The sequence below is a fragment of the Streptomyces sp. A012304 genome (assembly GCF_026008495.1).
In the GTDB taxonomy this organism is placed as follows: Bacteria; Actinomycetota; Actinomycetes; order Streptomycetales; family Streptomycetaceae; genus Streptomyces.
The window spans coordinates 70005-86669 of the sequence record NZ_BQUN01000001.1 but is presented as its reverse complement, the minus strand read 5'-3'; the positions used below and the strand labels follow the sequence as shown (position 1 = coordinate 86669).

10 protein-coding genes are annotated in these 16665 nt (G+C 69.8%); 9 read left to right on the top strand and 1 reads right to left on the bottom strand.

From position 1 onward, the window contains the following. Positions 1-50: 50 nt before the first annotated feature. Entirely contained in the window at positions 51-1472 is a 1422-nt protein-coding gene (locus tag ALMP_RS00370; protein WP_264923802.1) for a hypothetical protein, read from the bottom strand. Between the two features lie 288 nt (positions 1473-1760). Here ALMP_RS00370 and ALMP_RS00365 point away from each other — a divergent pair, with 288 nt between their 5' ends. The 9 genes from ALMP_RS00365 to ALMP_RS00325 all read left to right on the top strand — a co-directional run bounded on the left by ALMP_RS00365 (position 1761) and on the right by ALMP_RS00325 (position 16661). Continuing rightward, a complete protein-coding gene (locus ALMP_RS00365; protein WP_264923801.1) occupies positions 1761-3755 on the top strand; it encodes a carbamoyltransferase C-terminal domain-containing protein in 1995 nt (664 codons plus the stop codon). Between the two features lies 1 nt (position 3756). Continuing rightward, on the top strand, positions 3757-4944 hold the full coding sequence (locus ALMP_RS00360) for a cytochrome P450 (RefSeq protein WP_264923800.1): 1188 nt from the start codon (positions 3757-3759) through the stop codon (positions 4942-4944). 32 nt (positions 4945-4976) lie between these two features. Beyond that, positions 4977-8072, top strand: a complete 3096-nt coding sequence (locus ALMP_RS00355) for an amino acid adenylation domain-containing protein (protein ID WP_264923799.1) — start codon at positions 4977-4979, stop codon at positions 8070-8072. Further along, complete coding sequence (locus ALMP_RS00350) at positions 8072-9319, top strand: Zn-dependent hydrolase (protein WP_264923798.1); 1248 nt, start codon at positions 8072-8074, stop codon at positions 9317-9319. The genes ALMP_RS00355 and ALMP_RS00350 overlap by 1 nt, the downstream gene beginning before the upstream one ends. Beyond that, positions 9316-10272, top strand: coding sequence for a TauD/TfdA family dioxygenase (locus ALMP_RS00345; protein ID WP_264923797.1), 957 nt, complete (start codon positions 9316-9318; stop codon positions 10270-10272). Before ALMP_RS00350 ends, ALMP_RS00345 begins: the two co-directional genes overlap by 4 nt. After that, positions 10265-12841 carry an FkbM family methyltransferase gene (locus ALMP_RS00340; RefSeq protein ID WP_264923796.1) on the top strand — a complete coding sequence of 859 codons (2577 nt, stop codon included), beginning with the start codon at positions 10265-10267 and terminating at the stop codon, positions 12839-12841. The genes ALMP_RS00345 and ALMP_RS00340 overlap by 8 nt, the downstream gene beginning before the upstream one ends. Next, entirely contained in the window at positions 12838-14487 is a 1650-nt protein-coding gene (locus tag ALMP_RS00335) for a condensation domain-containing protein (RefSeq protein ID WP_264923795.1), read from the top strand. Before ALMP_RS00340 ends, ALMP_RS00335 begins: the two co-directional genes overlap by 4 nt. 13 nt (positions 14488-14500) lie before the next feature. Continuing rightward, positions 14501-15316: a hypothetical protein gene (locus ALMP_RS00330; protein ID WP_264923794.1), complete on the top strand. Its 816-nt coding sequence runs from the start codon at positions 14501-14503 to the stop codon at positions 15314-15316. 91 nt (positions 15317-15407) lie between these two features. Next, positions 15408-16661 carry a hypothetical protein gene (locus ALMP_RS00325; RefSeq protein ID WP_264923793.1) on the top strand — a complete coding sequence of 418 codons (1254 nt, stop codon included), beginning with the start codon at positions 15408-15410 and terminating at the stop codon, positions 16659-16661. Positions 16662-16665: the final 4 nt, after the last annotated feature.

The window sequence follows — 16665 nt, the reverse complement described above, 5'->3', positions numbered from 1 at the left end:
GACTGGTACAGGTTCTGACGTAGTGACGCGTGACTATCGGTGGGTGGCGCCTAGCGCAGACGAAGGCGCTGGCAGTGGCCGTGAATGTCGTGAACGATCGTGCGGGCTCGTGGGTATGCGGCGCTGTGCCGGTCCAGCACGAAGGCAAGATCGCGTAGCAACATCACGCTTCGGGTGGATGCAACGGTCGGCAGTCGGGTGAGGGCAATCTCGGCTGCATCAACGGCGGCATCGAGGTTGCCGAGCTGGGCCTGAGCCAGGCTGTAGAGGGCTCCGTGACGTAGGGCGGAGCGTTGATGATCGCCACCCAGCGGCGTCTGCGCCCGGGCCTGTAAGAGCTTGGATGCCCGGGGCAACACGATCAACGGGTCAGCGGTGCGTTTGGCGGCCAGAATGACCAGGCCGCGTCCAGCGATGGCGTCGAGTTCGGTCCGATCGGCGTAGCTGGCCCAGGAAGAGGCTTCGCCTTGACGAGCCGCTTGTTCGAAGAAACGGTTGCTGTCGTCAATCGACGCCTCGAAGGCGTCCGGTTCGCGGGCGCTGGCGTGGGCGATTCCTTTGCGAGCCGCAACGAGGGCTCGCACGCTCGGCGCGGCGTGCGCGGCTGCCTCGGTGGCCGTCGCGGCGAGTTGGACGGCATCGGCGGCCTGTCCGTAGTCAGCCGCTTGCCCTGACATGCGAGCGAGAATGCTTGCGACGAGGGCGTGATCGCCTGCGGCATGGGCGGCTCGCAAGGCCATGAGGTAGAGGCGCTGGGAAATGCCAGCAGCGAGTTCGTCATGATGCATGGAGGCCAGGGTCTGGCAGACCTGGGCAAGAGATCGGGCCAGGTGTGCCCCGGCTTCGGGGGAGTAGTCGCCTTCTTGGAGCAGCTTCACGATGATCGGGACGGACATGCTGATGGTCTGCCTGGCCGAGCTTCCTTCCCTGTCGTCAGCAGCCTGCGCGGAGGAGACCAGGCTGTCCACGATCCGCAGTGCGGATGGCGGGACCGCGGTGGTCGGCTTGCGGGGGGCGATGAGACGGGGAATCGGGGCGGCGAGGGATTGCCAGGCCAGCGTTGTCAGGACGGTTCCCGTGGCGGCCAGCACTACACGGCGGGCGGACACCGTGTCCAGTTCCTTCAGCAGCTTGTGCAGGCCAGTGATGTCCCAGGGTTGATCGAGCCCTTCGTGTGCGCGGATCACCTCGGTGACGGTAGTCGGGCCGCGATGCACCCAGACGTCATCGAATGTGAGATCCCTACCCAACGCAGTCGATAACGCTCGGACGACGAGAGCCGGCACCGGGCCGCTCGGGACGTGCCCATGCAGCCACTTGTACGGGGTAGTGCGGTGGATCACGCGGCGGCTGCCGGCCTGGTGGAGTAGCCGGTTCACGCGGTCGGCGAGAACGCCGACGTTGTCCCATCCAGTCTCGGCTATCAGCTGTCCGAGCCGGTGATTGGGTGAGAGCTCTTTCGATCGAGCCATGGGGCAGCCCTTCAACACGGTGGTGCATCAGAGGGTGACGAAGAATGTACAACGCGTAGCTAATTGTCCCGGGGTGCTTCCAGGAAGTGGCTCGATCGTCCCGGCCCTCGGTGCCGCCGGGGAGGGGCCTCAGCGAGTTGCACAGGTTGCACAGCATCCAGCTCTAGCGGCTACGCAGACGCGCCCATCACCCTCAAAGGGCTTGCCCAGCAGTCGGGTTGACGGTCACTCAGGTCCCACTTGCACCGGTGGCCTCCTGCTGCTCTCCGCCTGTCCAAGAGGAGCCTCATGACCGTCATCGTCGGCTTGAACATGAGCCACGACAGCGCTGCGGCGCTCATCGTGGACGGCCAAGTTCGCGGGGCCTTAGCCCTGGAGCGCATCACCGGTGTGAAGCGCGGCGTCGTCGCCCACCACGCCTACCCCGCCGCTATGGCCCGCCTCATCGACACTGTCCTCGCTGACCAGGAACTCGGCCGACGGGACGTCGATCACTGGATCGCGACCTCCACCGAGACCCGCAGTCAGGACGAGGAAAACCGGCTGCTGGAAAGTCTCGGTCTGCTCACAGACCCGGCATCGGCGCTCGCCCTCCCCCATCCCGGGCACCACCTCGCCCATGCCAGCGCCGCGTTCTACTGCAGCACCGCAGACCGTCCGGCCGCCGCGCTCGTCATCGACGCCTACGGTTCACGTATCGGCCAGGAAGCCCGCGAGCAGGAGAGCGCGTTCCTCTTCCAGCCGACCGGGGAGCCCCAGCTGCTGTGGCGAACCGTGCGCCCCTCCAGCAGGATCGCCGGACGACGCAGGGACGGCGATCTGTGGATCCCTACCGATCTGTCCGGCATCGGAGAAGTCTACCGGGCTGTCACGCTCGCTCTCGGCTTCGCCGAACCTGGGTCCACCTACGACGACGCCGGCAAGACGATGGGACTGGCCAGCTACGGCAAACCCTTGTCGAAAGAGCCGCTCTTCATCCGCGCCGACGGGGACCGAATCCGGTTTGACGGGGCCGCCGACCACCTCGCCGACCTCGGCTTCGCCACCCGCACCACCGACGGCTACCTGCTGCGCCCCTCACACAACGGGGGCGGGTTCGACCACCAGCACTTCGATCTGGCCGCTCAGCTCCAGCAGGAGTTCGAGGCCGCCTGCCTGGCGCTGGCCGCCCGGACGATGCAGGAGGCAGGCACCCGCCGCCTCGTGCTGGCCGGCGGCTGCTTCCTCAACAGTGCCCTGAACACCCGCATCGCCGCGGAACTGCAGCCTGAGGATCTGTTCGTCTTCCCCGCTGCGACTGACGATGGCAACGCCGTCGGCGCTGCCCTGTACGCCGACCGTGTCCTGCTCGGCCGCGCCGCCACCGCACTGGCCTCACGTATGACCCACGTCTACCTCGGACCGTCTCAGGTCACCGGCCAGCAGGACACCATCCAGGCCCTCGCGCAGAAGACCGGGCTGGAGCCGGTGACCCACACCGACGAGCGCGGCGCCGCCGAAGCGGCGGCCGCCGCCGTCGCCCGCGGAGAGATCGTCGGCTGGTTCCAGGACCGCGCCGAGCTCGGCCCGCGAGCCCTGGGAGCTCGCTCGATCCTGTGCCACCCAGGGATCGCCGGGATGAAGGATCGTCTGAACGCCCGCGTCAAGTTCCGCGAGGGCTTCCGGCCGTTCGCTGCCTCGGTCCTCCAGGAGCAGACGACGCAGTGGTTCGACCTGCCCTGCCACGACAGTCCGTTCATGCTCCTCGTCTGCCCCGTTCGACCTGACAAGGCGCCGCAGGTGCGGGAGATCACCCACGTCGACGGCACCTGCCGCCTGCAAACCGTGGCCGCTGACCTGCCCGGCGGTTTCCGGCTGCTCATCACGGAGTTCGAGCGGCTCACCGGTATCCCGATGGTGCTGAACACCAGCTTCAACGTCCGGGGGAAGCCCATCATCGAGGACCCTGCGGAGGCGATCGACTGCCTGTTCGGCAGCCAGCTCGACCGGCTGTTCATCGGCACGACCGAGATCCCCGCCCCAGATCGCCTCGATCTGCGACCAGTCCGTTCACCGGGAGCCAGCACCACCGGTCTCGACCCGGACGAGGCGCTCCTGCTCAACCTGGCCACGGGCGAGCACCCGCTTCGAGAGGCCGCCGAGCACCTCGGCTGGCATCCGGACCGGGCGGTCGCGATGGCACTCGACCTGCGCCGACGGGCGCTGCTGAACTGGGACGCCATCCCCGCCTACACGGCCCCGGAACTGCCGATGGCGCAGTACGACCCCCACCACGGGGGCTGATGTGCCCGGTATCGACCTCGCCGACCCGGACATGTTCGCCACCACCGGAGGTCTGGAAGAGCTACGGGAATTGCAACGCAGTTGCCCGGTCTACTGGAACTCCGGGGCTGGTACCGGGTTCTGGGCGCTGACAAGGTATGTCGACGTCGTCGAGCTGTACCGGAGTCGGCGCCAGCTCTCCAGTCAGTACGGCATCCACGTCGGACAGCTGCACGAGGCCGACCAGCCGGCCCGCGGCCGGATGCTCGTTCAGTCCGACCGCCGCACACACAGCCGGATGAAGGCAGCGCTCAGCCGGGCCATGACACCCCAGGCCCTCTCCTTCGTCGAGGAGCCGCTGGCCGAGACGGCGCGCAGGGTGGTCGACGAGGTACTCCAAGTCGGGAAGGTCGATTTCGCTACGGCCGTGGCCACACGGATGACCCTGACCCTGACCGGTCTGATCCTCGGCATCCCCGCAGCCGACCGCGCGCAGGTCTCCCAGTGGACCGCCGCGGCCTTCGGCGCCAGCTCCGGCCCGCTTCCCGCGCCCGAACCCAGCCAGCAGGACGTGGCCGAAGCCAACACTGAGCTGTTCCTCTACTTCCAGCAGCTCCTGCACCGCCCTGGCGCGGGCGAGGGAGTACTTGCCCGGCTGCGCGCCGACAAGCAGGAGGATCTCGGCCTGGAACAGATCCTCTACAACGCGCATCTGCTGCTCGCCGGCGGGCACGAGACGACACGGCAGGCCTTGGTGGGCGCGGCCAGCACCTTCATGGCGGCGCCCGAGCAGTGGCAGCGACTGCGCACCGACCGGCAACTGATACCGGGCGCGGTGGAGGAGATCCTGCGCCTCAGCGCGCCCAGCCTGAACGTGATGCGGACAGCAACCGAGGACCTCACCATCGGCGGCACCACGATCCGAGCCGGGGAGCGCATCACGGCCTGGCACCCGATCGCCAACCGCGACCCCAGCGTCTTTCCCGCCCCTGACCAGGTCGACATCGGACGCCAGCCCAACCACCACCTGTCGTTCGGGATGGGCTCACACCACTGCCTCGGGGCCTGGCTTGCCCGGCTGACCCTCACCTGCCTGCTCGACGCGATGGCGCAGCGCGTGACCCAGCTCGCCCCGGCCGGCCCCGGGCGACGGTCCCGTTCTCTGCGCACCTGGGGCCACGACTACCTGCCCGTCACCCTGCTCAGCTGACCGGCTTTCACACACTGCCGAAAGAGAGCACCATGACCACCTCCGCAACGTCATCGGCCCTGGCCGGGACCCTGGATGCGGACGAGCTGACGCTGCTACGCGTAGGTGTCCGCGCCGGGGCCGCCGTCGTCCACCTCCAGCTTGCCTTCGTCCCCGACCCCGGACGCCTCGAATCCGCCTACCGTGCCGCTGCCACGGATATGCCCGGGCTGCGCAAGGCGCTGACCCTGCGCGAGACCACGCCTGTGTGGCGGTTCCTGGACGAGCCGCAGCCCCTGACCGTCCACGACCTCGGCGATGCACCCGCGGAATCCCTGACGAAGGCCGTCGGCGCGCTGGCCACGGCCTGGGGGAGCGAGGTCACCCAGCTGGATCCCGACCCCGAGACACTCTCGCCGGCCGTACGCCTCGGGCTGATCACCGGCCCCGGTGCCGCCGCACTCCTGCTGGTCCACAACCCGGCCGCACTGACCCTGGAGCAGCAGACTCAGACGCTGGCCACAGTCCTGCACCGCTACCACCAGCAGGCTGCCGCCGTCTCCCACCGGAACGCAGCCGATCTGACCCTGCCGTCCCCCGTACCGTCTGTGGCAGTAGCCGAGGTGCAGGACGGGGCGCAGCAGCCCCGGTTCTGGATCACCGAGCCCACGGACTCAGCCTGCGACACAGCCGCATCCTCGCCGGGTGACCAGGTCCAGGTCCGGGTCCGGGTGCCGGTCGGCACCGGCCACTCGCTGGAGTCCTTGATCAATGCGCATCTCGCGACGGTGCGTATCGCCACTGGCCGCCCGGCCCCGAACATCGCCATCCAACGGAGCAGCCGCCACCGCCTGATCGTGACCAGCGCCCCCGTGTCGCCGACCGACAGCACCGGCCGCCTCGACGACGATCAGACCGGTGCTGGCCGCGCCCTGCTGGCTGCAGCAGCTTCGGCCACCCTCTACGAGATCGCTCGGAGGCTCGGCGTGGGGGACGTCCTGGACGCCCAGGTACTCATCGACGCACACGGGCCCGCCGCCGACCTGGCCGATCCCGAAACCAGCGAGCTCATCCCCCTGGGTGGCACGACGCTCGGACCAGTCACCACCCACCCGGCGGACGCAACGGTGCTGCTGCACCTGATCCACTGCCCCAGCACCGGAACCACCGAGCTGCAACTGGTCTCCACGCGCCTGAACCCGGCGCAGATGCGGGCACTGGACGAGGTCCACCAGACCGCCCTGGCACGGCCGCCCCGCTCCGCTGAGCCGCAGGTCCCGACGCGGCCGCACGAAAACCTGACGATGGCCGCCTGGCAGGGACCGCAGCGTGGCTGGGACCTACAGACTCCGCTGCACCGGCTCTTGCAGGACCAGTCACACCGCACGCCCAGCCACATCGCCGTCCAGGACCCCGACCAGCAGCTGACGTTCCGCGACCTGGACGAACGCGCTGCCCGAGTCGCGACCCGGCTCGCCCGGCTCGGCATCGGCCCCGGGGCGATCGTCGCAGTCCGGGCGCGCCGGAACGCGGACCTGCTGGTGGCCTTCGTCGCGGTCATGAAGGCCGGAGCCGCCTACCTCCCGCTGGACCCGCTCGCGCCGGAGAGCCGGACCGTGCACATGCTGCATGACGCGAAGGTCACCCTGGTGCTCAGCGACGCCACCTACGCCGCCAGCACCCCAGAAGGCCCGTGGACGGCCTTGGAAATCCGGGACCTGGCCAGTGGCCACGCCGAGCCCGACGCCCCGACGGAGCTTCCGGACGTCACCGGTGACGACCTGGCCTACGTCATCTACACCTCCGGGTCCACCGGTCTGCCCAAGGGCGTCGAGGTGCCACACCGCGGCCTGGTGAACTACCTGCACTGGTGCATCGAGCAGTACATCGGCGAGCGCACCGGCGGCGGTGCAGTGTTCTCCAGCGTCGCCTACGACATGGTCGTGCCGAACCTCTATGCGCCACTGCTCGCCGGGCAGCGCGTTCTGATGATCCCGGAGAGAGCCGACCTCTTCCAGATCACCGAGACGCTGGCGGAAAACGCTCCGTTCGCATTCTTGAAACTGACCCCCGGACAGCTCGACGCGCTGGCCGAGCTCCTCACCACGGACCAGGCCAAGGAACTGACCGGCATGCTGGCGGTGGGCGCGGATGCATTCACGACCCGCACCCTGACGCACTGGCGCGACCGGGAACCGACCCGGCACGCACGGATCCTGAACGAATACGGGCCCACCGAAGCATCCGTCGGCAACAGCGTCCACACGATCGACGACACCGCCGATCTCAGCGAGGAACTCGTCCCCATCGGCCGCCCGATCGCCAACACCACCATGTACGTCCTCGACGAGGACCAGCAGCCGGTTCCCGTCGGTGTCCCAGGCGAGCTGTACATCGGCGGCGCCTGCGTGGTCCGCGGCTACCGCGGCCGGCCAGAGCTGACCGCCGAGAGATTCCTGCCCGACCCCTTCGCCGCCGACCCCGCTGCCCGGATGTACCGCACCGGCGACATCGGCCGCTGGCAGCCCGGCGGGAGCATCGAGTTCCTGGGGCGCCGGGACCAGCAGGTCAAGATCCGCGGATACCGCGTCGAACCCGCCGAGGTCGAGGCCGCGCTGACCAGCCACCCGCAGGTCACCGAGGCCGTCGTCACGGCAGTCGGCAGCCGCCGCGAACTCCTGGCCCTGGCCGGCTACTACGTCGCCACCACGCCGATCGACAGCGGCCAGATGCGCCAGCACCTGGCCACGCGGCTGCCCGACCACCTGGTCCCCACCCACCTGATCGCCATCCCTGCCGTTCCACTCAACGCCAACGGCAAGGTCGACCGCTCCGCGCTCCCGGCGCCCGGAAAGGCCAGGCACCACGCCACCGGACATGCCTCCGTGGACAACGCCATCGGCCGGCAAGTGGCCGAGGCCCTGGGCCTGAAGCCGACCGCCGACGCCGAGAGCGAGTTGCCCAACACGCTGGCCTGGACGACCGGTGCCGCCCTCGTGCTCGCCCGCACCCTCTCCCTGCCCGCCCTGATCACTCTCAATGCCGTCGACCGGTCGCCGCGGCTGGGGGAGCTGTGCGCTCACACAGCCGAGTCCCACCAGCTCCACCACGCGGCCGCGCCCACAGCCCCGGAAGGAGAGGTGAACTGATGTCCGCCCAGCCCGTAAACCGAGACCGGCTCCTGCGCCGCCTCACGGAGCTCGCCCAGATCGGCCGGTCCGAGAGCGGCGGTGTGACCCGCCCCGGCTTCAGCCCTGCGGACCTCGAAGCACGCCGCTACATGGTCCGAGAAGCCGAGAACTCGGGCCTGCCCACCGCCGTGGACGCCGCCGGGAATCTGTGGCTCGGGCCGCGCCCGCACCCGGGCACGACCACGCTGGTTCTGGGCTCGCATCTGGACACCGTCGTCGACGCCGGTCCGCTGGACGGCGTCTATGGGGTGGTCTCCGCCCTGGAGGCCGTCGAGAACATCACCTCCCTCGACCTCCTCGCGCACCCGGTCACCGCGGTCGCCTTCGCCAACGAGGAAGGGGCGCTGCACCCACAGCCGTTCTGGGGATCGCTGGCCGCCAGCGGACAGCTGCCCACGCCCGCCGCAGCGCCCACCGCCTACGACGGCACCCTCCTGCGGGACGCACTCACCCGGGCCGGCGGCAACCTCGACGCCATCGACCAGGCCCGCCTGGACCCGCATCAGCTCCTGGCCTATCTCGAACTGCACATCGAGCAGGGCCCGGTCCTGGAACGCGAGCGCATCCCCATCGGCATCGTCGACGCCATCGTGGGACGTGTCCAACTGGAAGTCGAGCTCACGGGCGCGGCCGCCCACGCCGGCACCACCCCGATGCCCGGCCGCTCCGATGCGCTCGGCGCCGCTGCGGAGATCGTCCTCGCTGTCGAAGACCTGCCCGCCGCCGACTGGTGCCAGGTGGCCACAGTCGGCCGGATCGAGGCCGCGCCCAACTCGCCGAACACCATCGCGGGCCTCGTGCGCCTGACCGTCGATGTGCGCGATGCCGATGAAGGGCAGCTGCACCAGGCGGCCGATGAGGCCGTGCGCCGAATCGAGAGCATCGCGCAGCGCCGCACGGTGAAGGCCTCATGTACCCGAGCCGCATCCTCCAAGCCAGTACTCACCGACGCGGCCCTGCGCCGGTCGATCGCCGCGGCGGCCGCCCGGCGCGCGGTGCCGACACTGCTCCTCACCAGCGGAGCCGGGCACGACGCTCAGATGATGGCGGCCATCACCCCCGCCGCAATGATCTTCGTGCCCAGCATCGGTGGCGTCAGCCATGTCCCGCACGAGGACACTAGCCCCGATGACCTGGTCTTGGGCGCACAGATGCTCCAGGACACAGCGCTCGCGCTCACCTCACACCCGGGGAGCCTTGCATGACCATCCCGCGCACCCTCACCGCACCGACCTCCGTCCCGCTCGCCACCTGGACCGGCCAGCACGCGGACCAGGTAGAGCAGGCGCTCGCCGCCACCGGCGCGGTCCTGCTGCGCGGGTTCACCGTGAGCGGCCCGCAGGAGTTCAGGCACGCCATCCACCCCTTCATCGGCGACCTCCTGCCCTACGTCCACGGCGCTTCCCCGCGCACGCCCGTCACCGACGGCGTCTACACCAGCACCGAATGGGACAGCACCCAAGACATTCCGCCGCACCACGAGCTCGCCTACAGCCCGCTGTGGCCGGCCCGGATCGCGTTCTACTGCGCGGAGCCACCGGCCCTCGGACGGGGCGGACAGACTCCGCTCGTCGACGGCCGCACCGTCTTCGCCCGCGTCACCGCCGCCGCGGGCGAGATACCCGACCAGGTCACCTACATCCGGCACCAGACAAGCGCAGACGGGCCTGGCATCAGCTGGCGGCAGTCGTTCGGCACCGACGACAAGAGCGAGGTCAGCCGCTACTGCACCGAGCACGGCATCGACCACGCCTGGCTGCCCGACGACACCCTCCGCACCGCCCAGAGCCTTCCGACCGCGATCCACCACCCGGTCACCGGCGAGCCGGTGTGGTTCAACCAGATGCACCTGTGGCACGCCTCCCAGGGCGGTCCCGAGCGCGAGGAGCTGTGGCGGGACCTGTTCGGCGAGCAGATGCCGATGCACGCGCGCACCGGCGCCGACGCGGAGATCCCCACCGAACTGCTCACTTTGACCCGTACCGTCCTGCGTGAGGAGGCCCACCAGTTCGACTGGCAACTCGGCGACGTCCTGCTGCTGGACAACATGCTGACCGCCCACGGCCGCCGCGCCTTCCAGGGCGAGCGCACCATCCTGGTCGCGATGGGCGGCCCGGTCACCGCCGCCGACGTCAAGGCGGTGACGTTCCATGCCTGACCAGCCCCGCGCCGACCTGATCGCCGCGCTGCAGACCGTCGCCCGCGCCCAGCCCGAGGCCTCCGCGCTGCGGCTGCCCGGCGACCGACTGACCTACGGCCATATGACCGATCACATCCGCGAGCACGCCGATGCCCTTCGCCGGCAGGGCTTGACCCCAGGCGCCCTGGTCGGCGTGGACGTCTCACGGTCCGTGCCCGCGCTCCTGGATCTGCTGGCCGTCATGGCCTGCGAATGCGCCTACCTCCCGCTCGACCCCGCTCACGACCCGGAGCAGATCACCGGCCGGGCCAAGCCGCACTTCCTCCTCCGCGACGCCACCCTCGTCCCATTCGCGCCCGACGAGGCCCCGGTCACCGGCGGCATCGCCTACGTCATGCCGACATCCGGCACGGCCGCGGCCTCGAAACTGGTGGAAGTTTCGCACCAAGCGGTCCTGCACAACCTCGCGGCCCTGAACCAGCTCACCGAGATCACCCCCGAGGACCACTGCCTGCTCCTGGCCCCCCTCAGCTTCTCCTCCTCGGTCCGGCAACTGTTCCTTCCCCTGCTCCACGGCGCGAGCGTCGTCGTCGCCGACGAGACGCAGCGCCAGGATCCCGACGCCCTGCTCGCGCTCATCGCCACCGAGCACATCACCAGCCTCGACACCGTCCCCTCCCTTCTAGCCCTGCTGGCCGACACCCAGGCGCCGGACGCGCTCGCCGCCACCGGCCTGCGCCGGATCATGGCCGCCAGCGAACCCATCCCCGCGGCTCTCGCCCGGCGCTGGACCACGCTGCTGCCCGAGTCGCGGTTCTTCGCGATGTACGGGCTGACCGAGACAGCCGGCATCGTCGCAGCGCATCTGGTGACCGCGTCGGCCCTGCCGGGAGACGGCTACCTCCCGATCGGCGACCCGCTGCCCGGCACCCACGTCGCGCTCCACCCGCAGCAGGAGGAGCCCCGTGACGGACGAGGCCAGGTGCTGGCCGTGTCCGGCCCTGGCCTGGCCCGCGGCTACCGCTACCAGCAAGGCGAACAGGACACCCGGTTCGTGACCAGGGAGGGCCGCCGCTGGCATCTCACCGGCGACCTCGCTCGCGTCGACGAGGCCGGCCGCATCGTGCTGGCCGGCCGCGCCGACCGCCAGGTCAAGGTGGCCGGAAAACTCGTCGACCTGAACGCGGTCGAAACAGCTCTGCGTACCCATCCGGCCGTCCTGGAGGCCGTCGCTGTCCCGCTCACCGCCCCCAACCAGGACCCGCGCATTCACGCCGCCGTCCAGCTGCGTCCCGGACACCTGATCGACGACACTGCCCACCAACTGCGGCACCTCGAAGCACAACTGCTCATCCTCGAGGCCAACCCGCCCGAAACCACGCACATGCACGAGGAGATCTACCAGCACCGCGTGTACGAGCGGCACGGCATCGTCGTACCGAGCGAGGCCACGGTCGTCGATGCCGGAGCGAATATCGGGCTGTTCTCCCTGTCCGTGGCCCAGCGTGCCGCCCGGGTCCTCGCCTTCGAACCCTGCCCGCCCACCTACCAGCTGTGCGCTGCAAACCTGCAGTTGAACGCGGCCGCCACCGTGCAGCTCCTCGGAGCTGCCCTCGGCAGCCACAGCGGAACCGCCGAGATCACCTGGTACCCGGGGGCGACAGGGCTGTCCACCCTCCACCCCGACCCCAGCGTCGAGGCCGCCACCTTGCACGCCATCGCCCGCCGCGAAATCGAGACGGGCTCGATGGACGACGCCGAGGCATGGCGCGAGCAAGCCGCCGACATCATCGAGGGGAAGCTGCGCGGCCACCTGTTCCCCTGCCGGGTCCTGCGTCTCTCCGACGTGCTCGACACCGCTGGGGTGAACGAGGTCGATCTGCTGAAGATCGACGTGCAGAAGGCCGAGGCCGACGTCCTGGCTGGCATCGACGAGCGCCACTGGCCGCGCATCCACCAGATCGTCGCCGAAGTCCACGACATCGACGGCCGGCTCGCCGACCTCGTACACCAACTCCACACCCGCGGCTTCCACACGGTCACCGAAGCCGACCCCATGTCACAGGGCGTCGGCCTGCACTACCTGTACGCTCGCCGCCCCGGCTACGCCAAAAGCCCCGCCTTACCGGCCGCCAGCCCGGGCACGGCCTGTGAGACCGTCCTCCTCGACGAGAGCGACCTGGTCTCCTGGGTGGACAGCCGCCTGCCGCGCACCCATCGCCCAGCCGCCGTCACCGGGCTGGCCCGGATGCCGCGTACCCCCAGCGGAAAACCCGACCGCCGGGCGGTGGCACGTCTGCTTGCCGCCTCTCCCGCGGCCGGACAGAGCGCAGCCGGCCGCCATGACGCCGAAGACCCACAGGTCCAAGCGGTCGCCGCTCTGTGGTCCGAGATCCTCGGCCGCCCGGTTGCCCCGGGGCAGCACTTCTTCCTCAGCGGCGGAACCTCTCTGTCCGCGGCCCGTGTCGTCAGCAGGCTGCGCCGCAGCGGGCATCCGCAGCTGAGTGTGCGCGCCTTGTTCGACCATCCCGTCCTCGACGCGTTCTGCGCCGCGCTCACCCGTTCCCAGGAGGACCCCGCCCCATGACGGCCTCAGCCACCAACCCGCCGCATGCCAGGAGCCGCCCGCTCACCGCCGGCCAGCGAGGCATGCTGCTGCAGACCGCTGCGAGCGGGCCGGTCGCCCTCAACGTGCCGACCGCTGTACACCTGACCGGGGCCCTCGACTTTCCCGCTCTCCGGCGGGCCCTGGACTGCATCGCCGAGCGGCAAGACGTGCTGCGCACCACCTTTCCTGCCATTGAGCCGTCATCACTCGAACCGGACCGGTTGCCCGCACAGCTGGTCCACCCGGTGAGTCCAGTGCCGCTGCCCGTGGTCAACCTTGAGTCTGTCCCGGCCGCCGAGAGGCTGGCGGCGGCCCGCAGCATCATCGAAGCCGAGGCCGCGCGCCCCTTCGACGTCGCCGGCGAGCCCGGATTCAAGGTCATGCTGCTGCGCCTGAGTGCTAACGAGCACGTGCTGTTCTGGCTGATGAGCCACCTGGTGTGCGACGGCTGGTCGAAGTCCGTCTTCGCCCGGGAACTGTCCGCCCTCTACACCGCCCACATCACCGGCGCCACCGCGGACATCCCGAAGCTGTCCGTGGACTTCGGCGACTACGTCACCGAGACCCGAAACCGGCCGCGCATCGCCACGGATCTGGCGTACTGGCGCGAGCAACTGCGCGGCGTCGCAGACCAGCCCCCGTTACTGGCGGCCGAGGAGACCGACGATCCGCCGGGTAGCGCCCGAGAGATCCAGATCCCGTCCGTCGGTGTGTCCCGCAGTCAGCTGCTCGAGCTCGCCCAACGCACCGGCTCCACCGAGTTCATCGTGCTGCACGCGGCCTTCGCCGCTGCCATGGGCACCGCGCTGGGCCGTCAGGACCTGATCGTCAACACGCCGCGAGGCGACCGTCCCACAGCCGACTTCGAGAACCTCATCGGATTCTTCGTCAACGTCCTGCCGATCCGCAGCCGCATTGCGCCCACCACCACCTTCACCGCCCTGGTCGGGCAAGTCCGCGAAGAGGTCATCGACGCGCTCGACCACGCAGACGCACCCATCGCCGAGATCGCCGCGCAACTCGCCGCTGACCATGCCGGCCGCATCGGCCCGCTGACGCACCTTTCCTTCGCCTACGACAATCTCCCCGCCGCCGACCTCAGCCTCCACGCCCTCAGCGTGGCACCTTGGCCCATCGACCGCGCCGACACCAGGTACCCGTTCGAGCTGCACCTGTGGCCCAGCAACCAGGTGATCGCGTGCCGGGCCACCTACCGAGCCGATCAGCTCACCGCCGCCACCGCACACCACCTCCTCGACCATTTCCAGGCCGTTCTCACCGCGGTGCTCAGCGAACCGGACGCCCCCCTCAACCAGCTCCCGAGCTCCGCCCTCCACGACGGCCGACAGCCCGCCAGCCAGGTGACATCGGACGAGCTCACCCCAACCGAGCAGCGCCTGGCGGGGGTGTGGACCGAACTGCTGGGCACCGACGACATCAGCGCCGACAGCCACTTCTTCAACATCGGCGGAAGCTCCCTGCTCGCGGCACTCCTTGTTGCAGCCATCAGGGAGACCTTCACCGCGCAGATCCACCCCCGCGACCTCTACCAGGCACCCACCCTGCGAACCCTCGCGGCCCTCATCGACAACCACACCGCGCCGGCGACGCCGGTCCAGCACTGACGAAAGGGAACCCGTGACCACCACCGGACAGACCACCACCGCCCACCCCCGCCTGGCCCGCTACCTCGACGGTTACCAGCGGGTCATCGGCGCCGACATCCCCACCAGTGCCGCCGAGCTCCTCCCCGCCCTGGACCGCATGGACTTGCACGACGCCCCGTTCCCGTTCGCCACCGTCGACGACTTCCTGCCCGAGGACCTCTACCGCAGCGTCCTGGCGAACTGGCCCTCGCAGTCCGGCTTCGACCCGGTCGCCCGGTTCGTGGAAGGCCAGCCCAAGGCCTACCTCGGCAACCGCAAAGAGCGCATCATCGAGAACTTCGCGGGCAGCGACGCGCCGATGGCCACCGAGACGTGGAACCGAACGCGCCTGGCGCTCCGTCACCCCGAGTTCGTCCGGGCGCTGTTCGAGCGATTCGCCGGCCCCCTGGAGGAACACCTGGGCCTGGACCGGCTCCAGGACCGGGACCAGCCCAACTTCAAGCTCTACGCCAACCAGGACACCGGCGCCACCGAGGCGCTCGGCGCACACCTGGACGCCGCACCGAAGCTCCTGACGATCGTGGTCTACCTCCAGCTCGAGGGCAACGCCGACGAGACCAGCGTCAACCGCTACGGGACCGCACTGTACGAGTGCCGCGCCGGGGAACACGACTTCCTGAACTTCAGCTCCAATGCCGCGCACCGCACAGCCCACCAGGTGCAGTTCGCCCCGAACCGGGCGTTCATCATGCCCAACTCGCCCGTCTCGCTCCACGGCGTCGCCGGCAGCCAGGACGGCGTCCTGCGCAAGACCCTGATGACCGGCTACTGGGCCAACAAGCAGTGATCCCGTCGGCGGCCCTTGGGAGTGCTGCTCGCGGCCCCCGGCATCTGCCGGCGCCATCCACCGGCCTACCAGCGCGGGATCGAGGATCCAGGTGACACAGCCACGCACACTGTCAGCTCCGCAGGAGGCCATCCTCGAAGCCGACATCAGCAATGCGGACCCCGCCGCCTACACCATGGTCAACGCGATCATCGTCGACGGTGTCCCGGCGAAGGCGCTGCGGCAAGCCGCGACTGACACCGCCGCCCGGCACGACGCCCTGCACTGGATCCTCAACCTCGACGACCGCTACCACATCAGCGCCAGCGCCGGGCTGGGCCCGGCCCTGGTACCCGTCGAAGAGACCGACCTGCGCTCTCTCGATCCTGCTGACGCCATCGCGACGGTCGAAGCCTGGATGGCCACCCAGCGGGCCGCAGCCTACGACCTCTGGGGCAGAGGCCCCCGCATCCGCTTCGCGCTCTTCCACCTCCCTGAGACCCCAGCCGGCCCCAGCACCGTCTGCGCACTGACGACGCACCACCTGTACACCGACGAGCATGCACTCCAACTGCTGTGGACCGAGATCGTGCGCCGCGCCGGTAACCCGCCAAGCTCGACGCCCCCCAGCCCCGACCTGCGCTACAGCAGGTGGGCCGAGGCCAGCACCAGTCCCGCGGCGGCTACCAGCGCGCGCACGGCTGCCGAAACTGTCGCGCAGCGCTGCCAAGCGCACGAAACCCGCCCCTACACCGAGTACCTCGAACGGCCACCGACCCCAAACGGATATGGCCAACAAGCTCGCGTCCTCGGCCCCATAGACACCGCCGATGTGTCCGCGCGTCTGAGCGTCGGCCCGGCCGCGGTCTACGTCGCAGCCGTCGCCCAGGCCGTGGCCGAGCAAACCGGGCACGGACGCATCGTGCTGCACATGCCGATGAGTCTGCGACGGACAGCCGCAGAGGCCGGCATCGTCGGCTGCTTCGTCGCCTCCGCCCCCCTGCCCATTCGTGTCGAACCCACCGGCGACCGCCTCGTTCAGCACTGTCAACAGGCCCTCGACTTCGCCTCCCGACATGCCCACGCCCGACCGGGACTGCTCAGCCGCTCCGTCGGACGGCCACAGATCTCCCTGGCCATCGAGCAGCCAGCCACCACCCGCCGGCTGGGCCCGGTCACCTGGAGCAGCTTCGCCGCACCGAACGCCGGGCCGAAACACCCGCTGAGCCTGCAACTGTCCGCCTCGGCCACCGGCCCAGGACGCCTTCGTGCGTCCTGGACATCCGCCACCCTCACCCAAGAGCAGGCCATTGACCTGCAGGAGCGCACCACCGACCACCTGAAACGCCTGACCGCGAAGGGATGAGAGC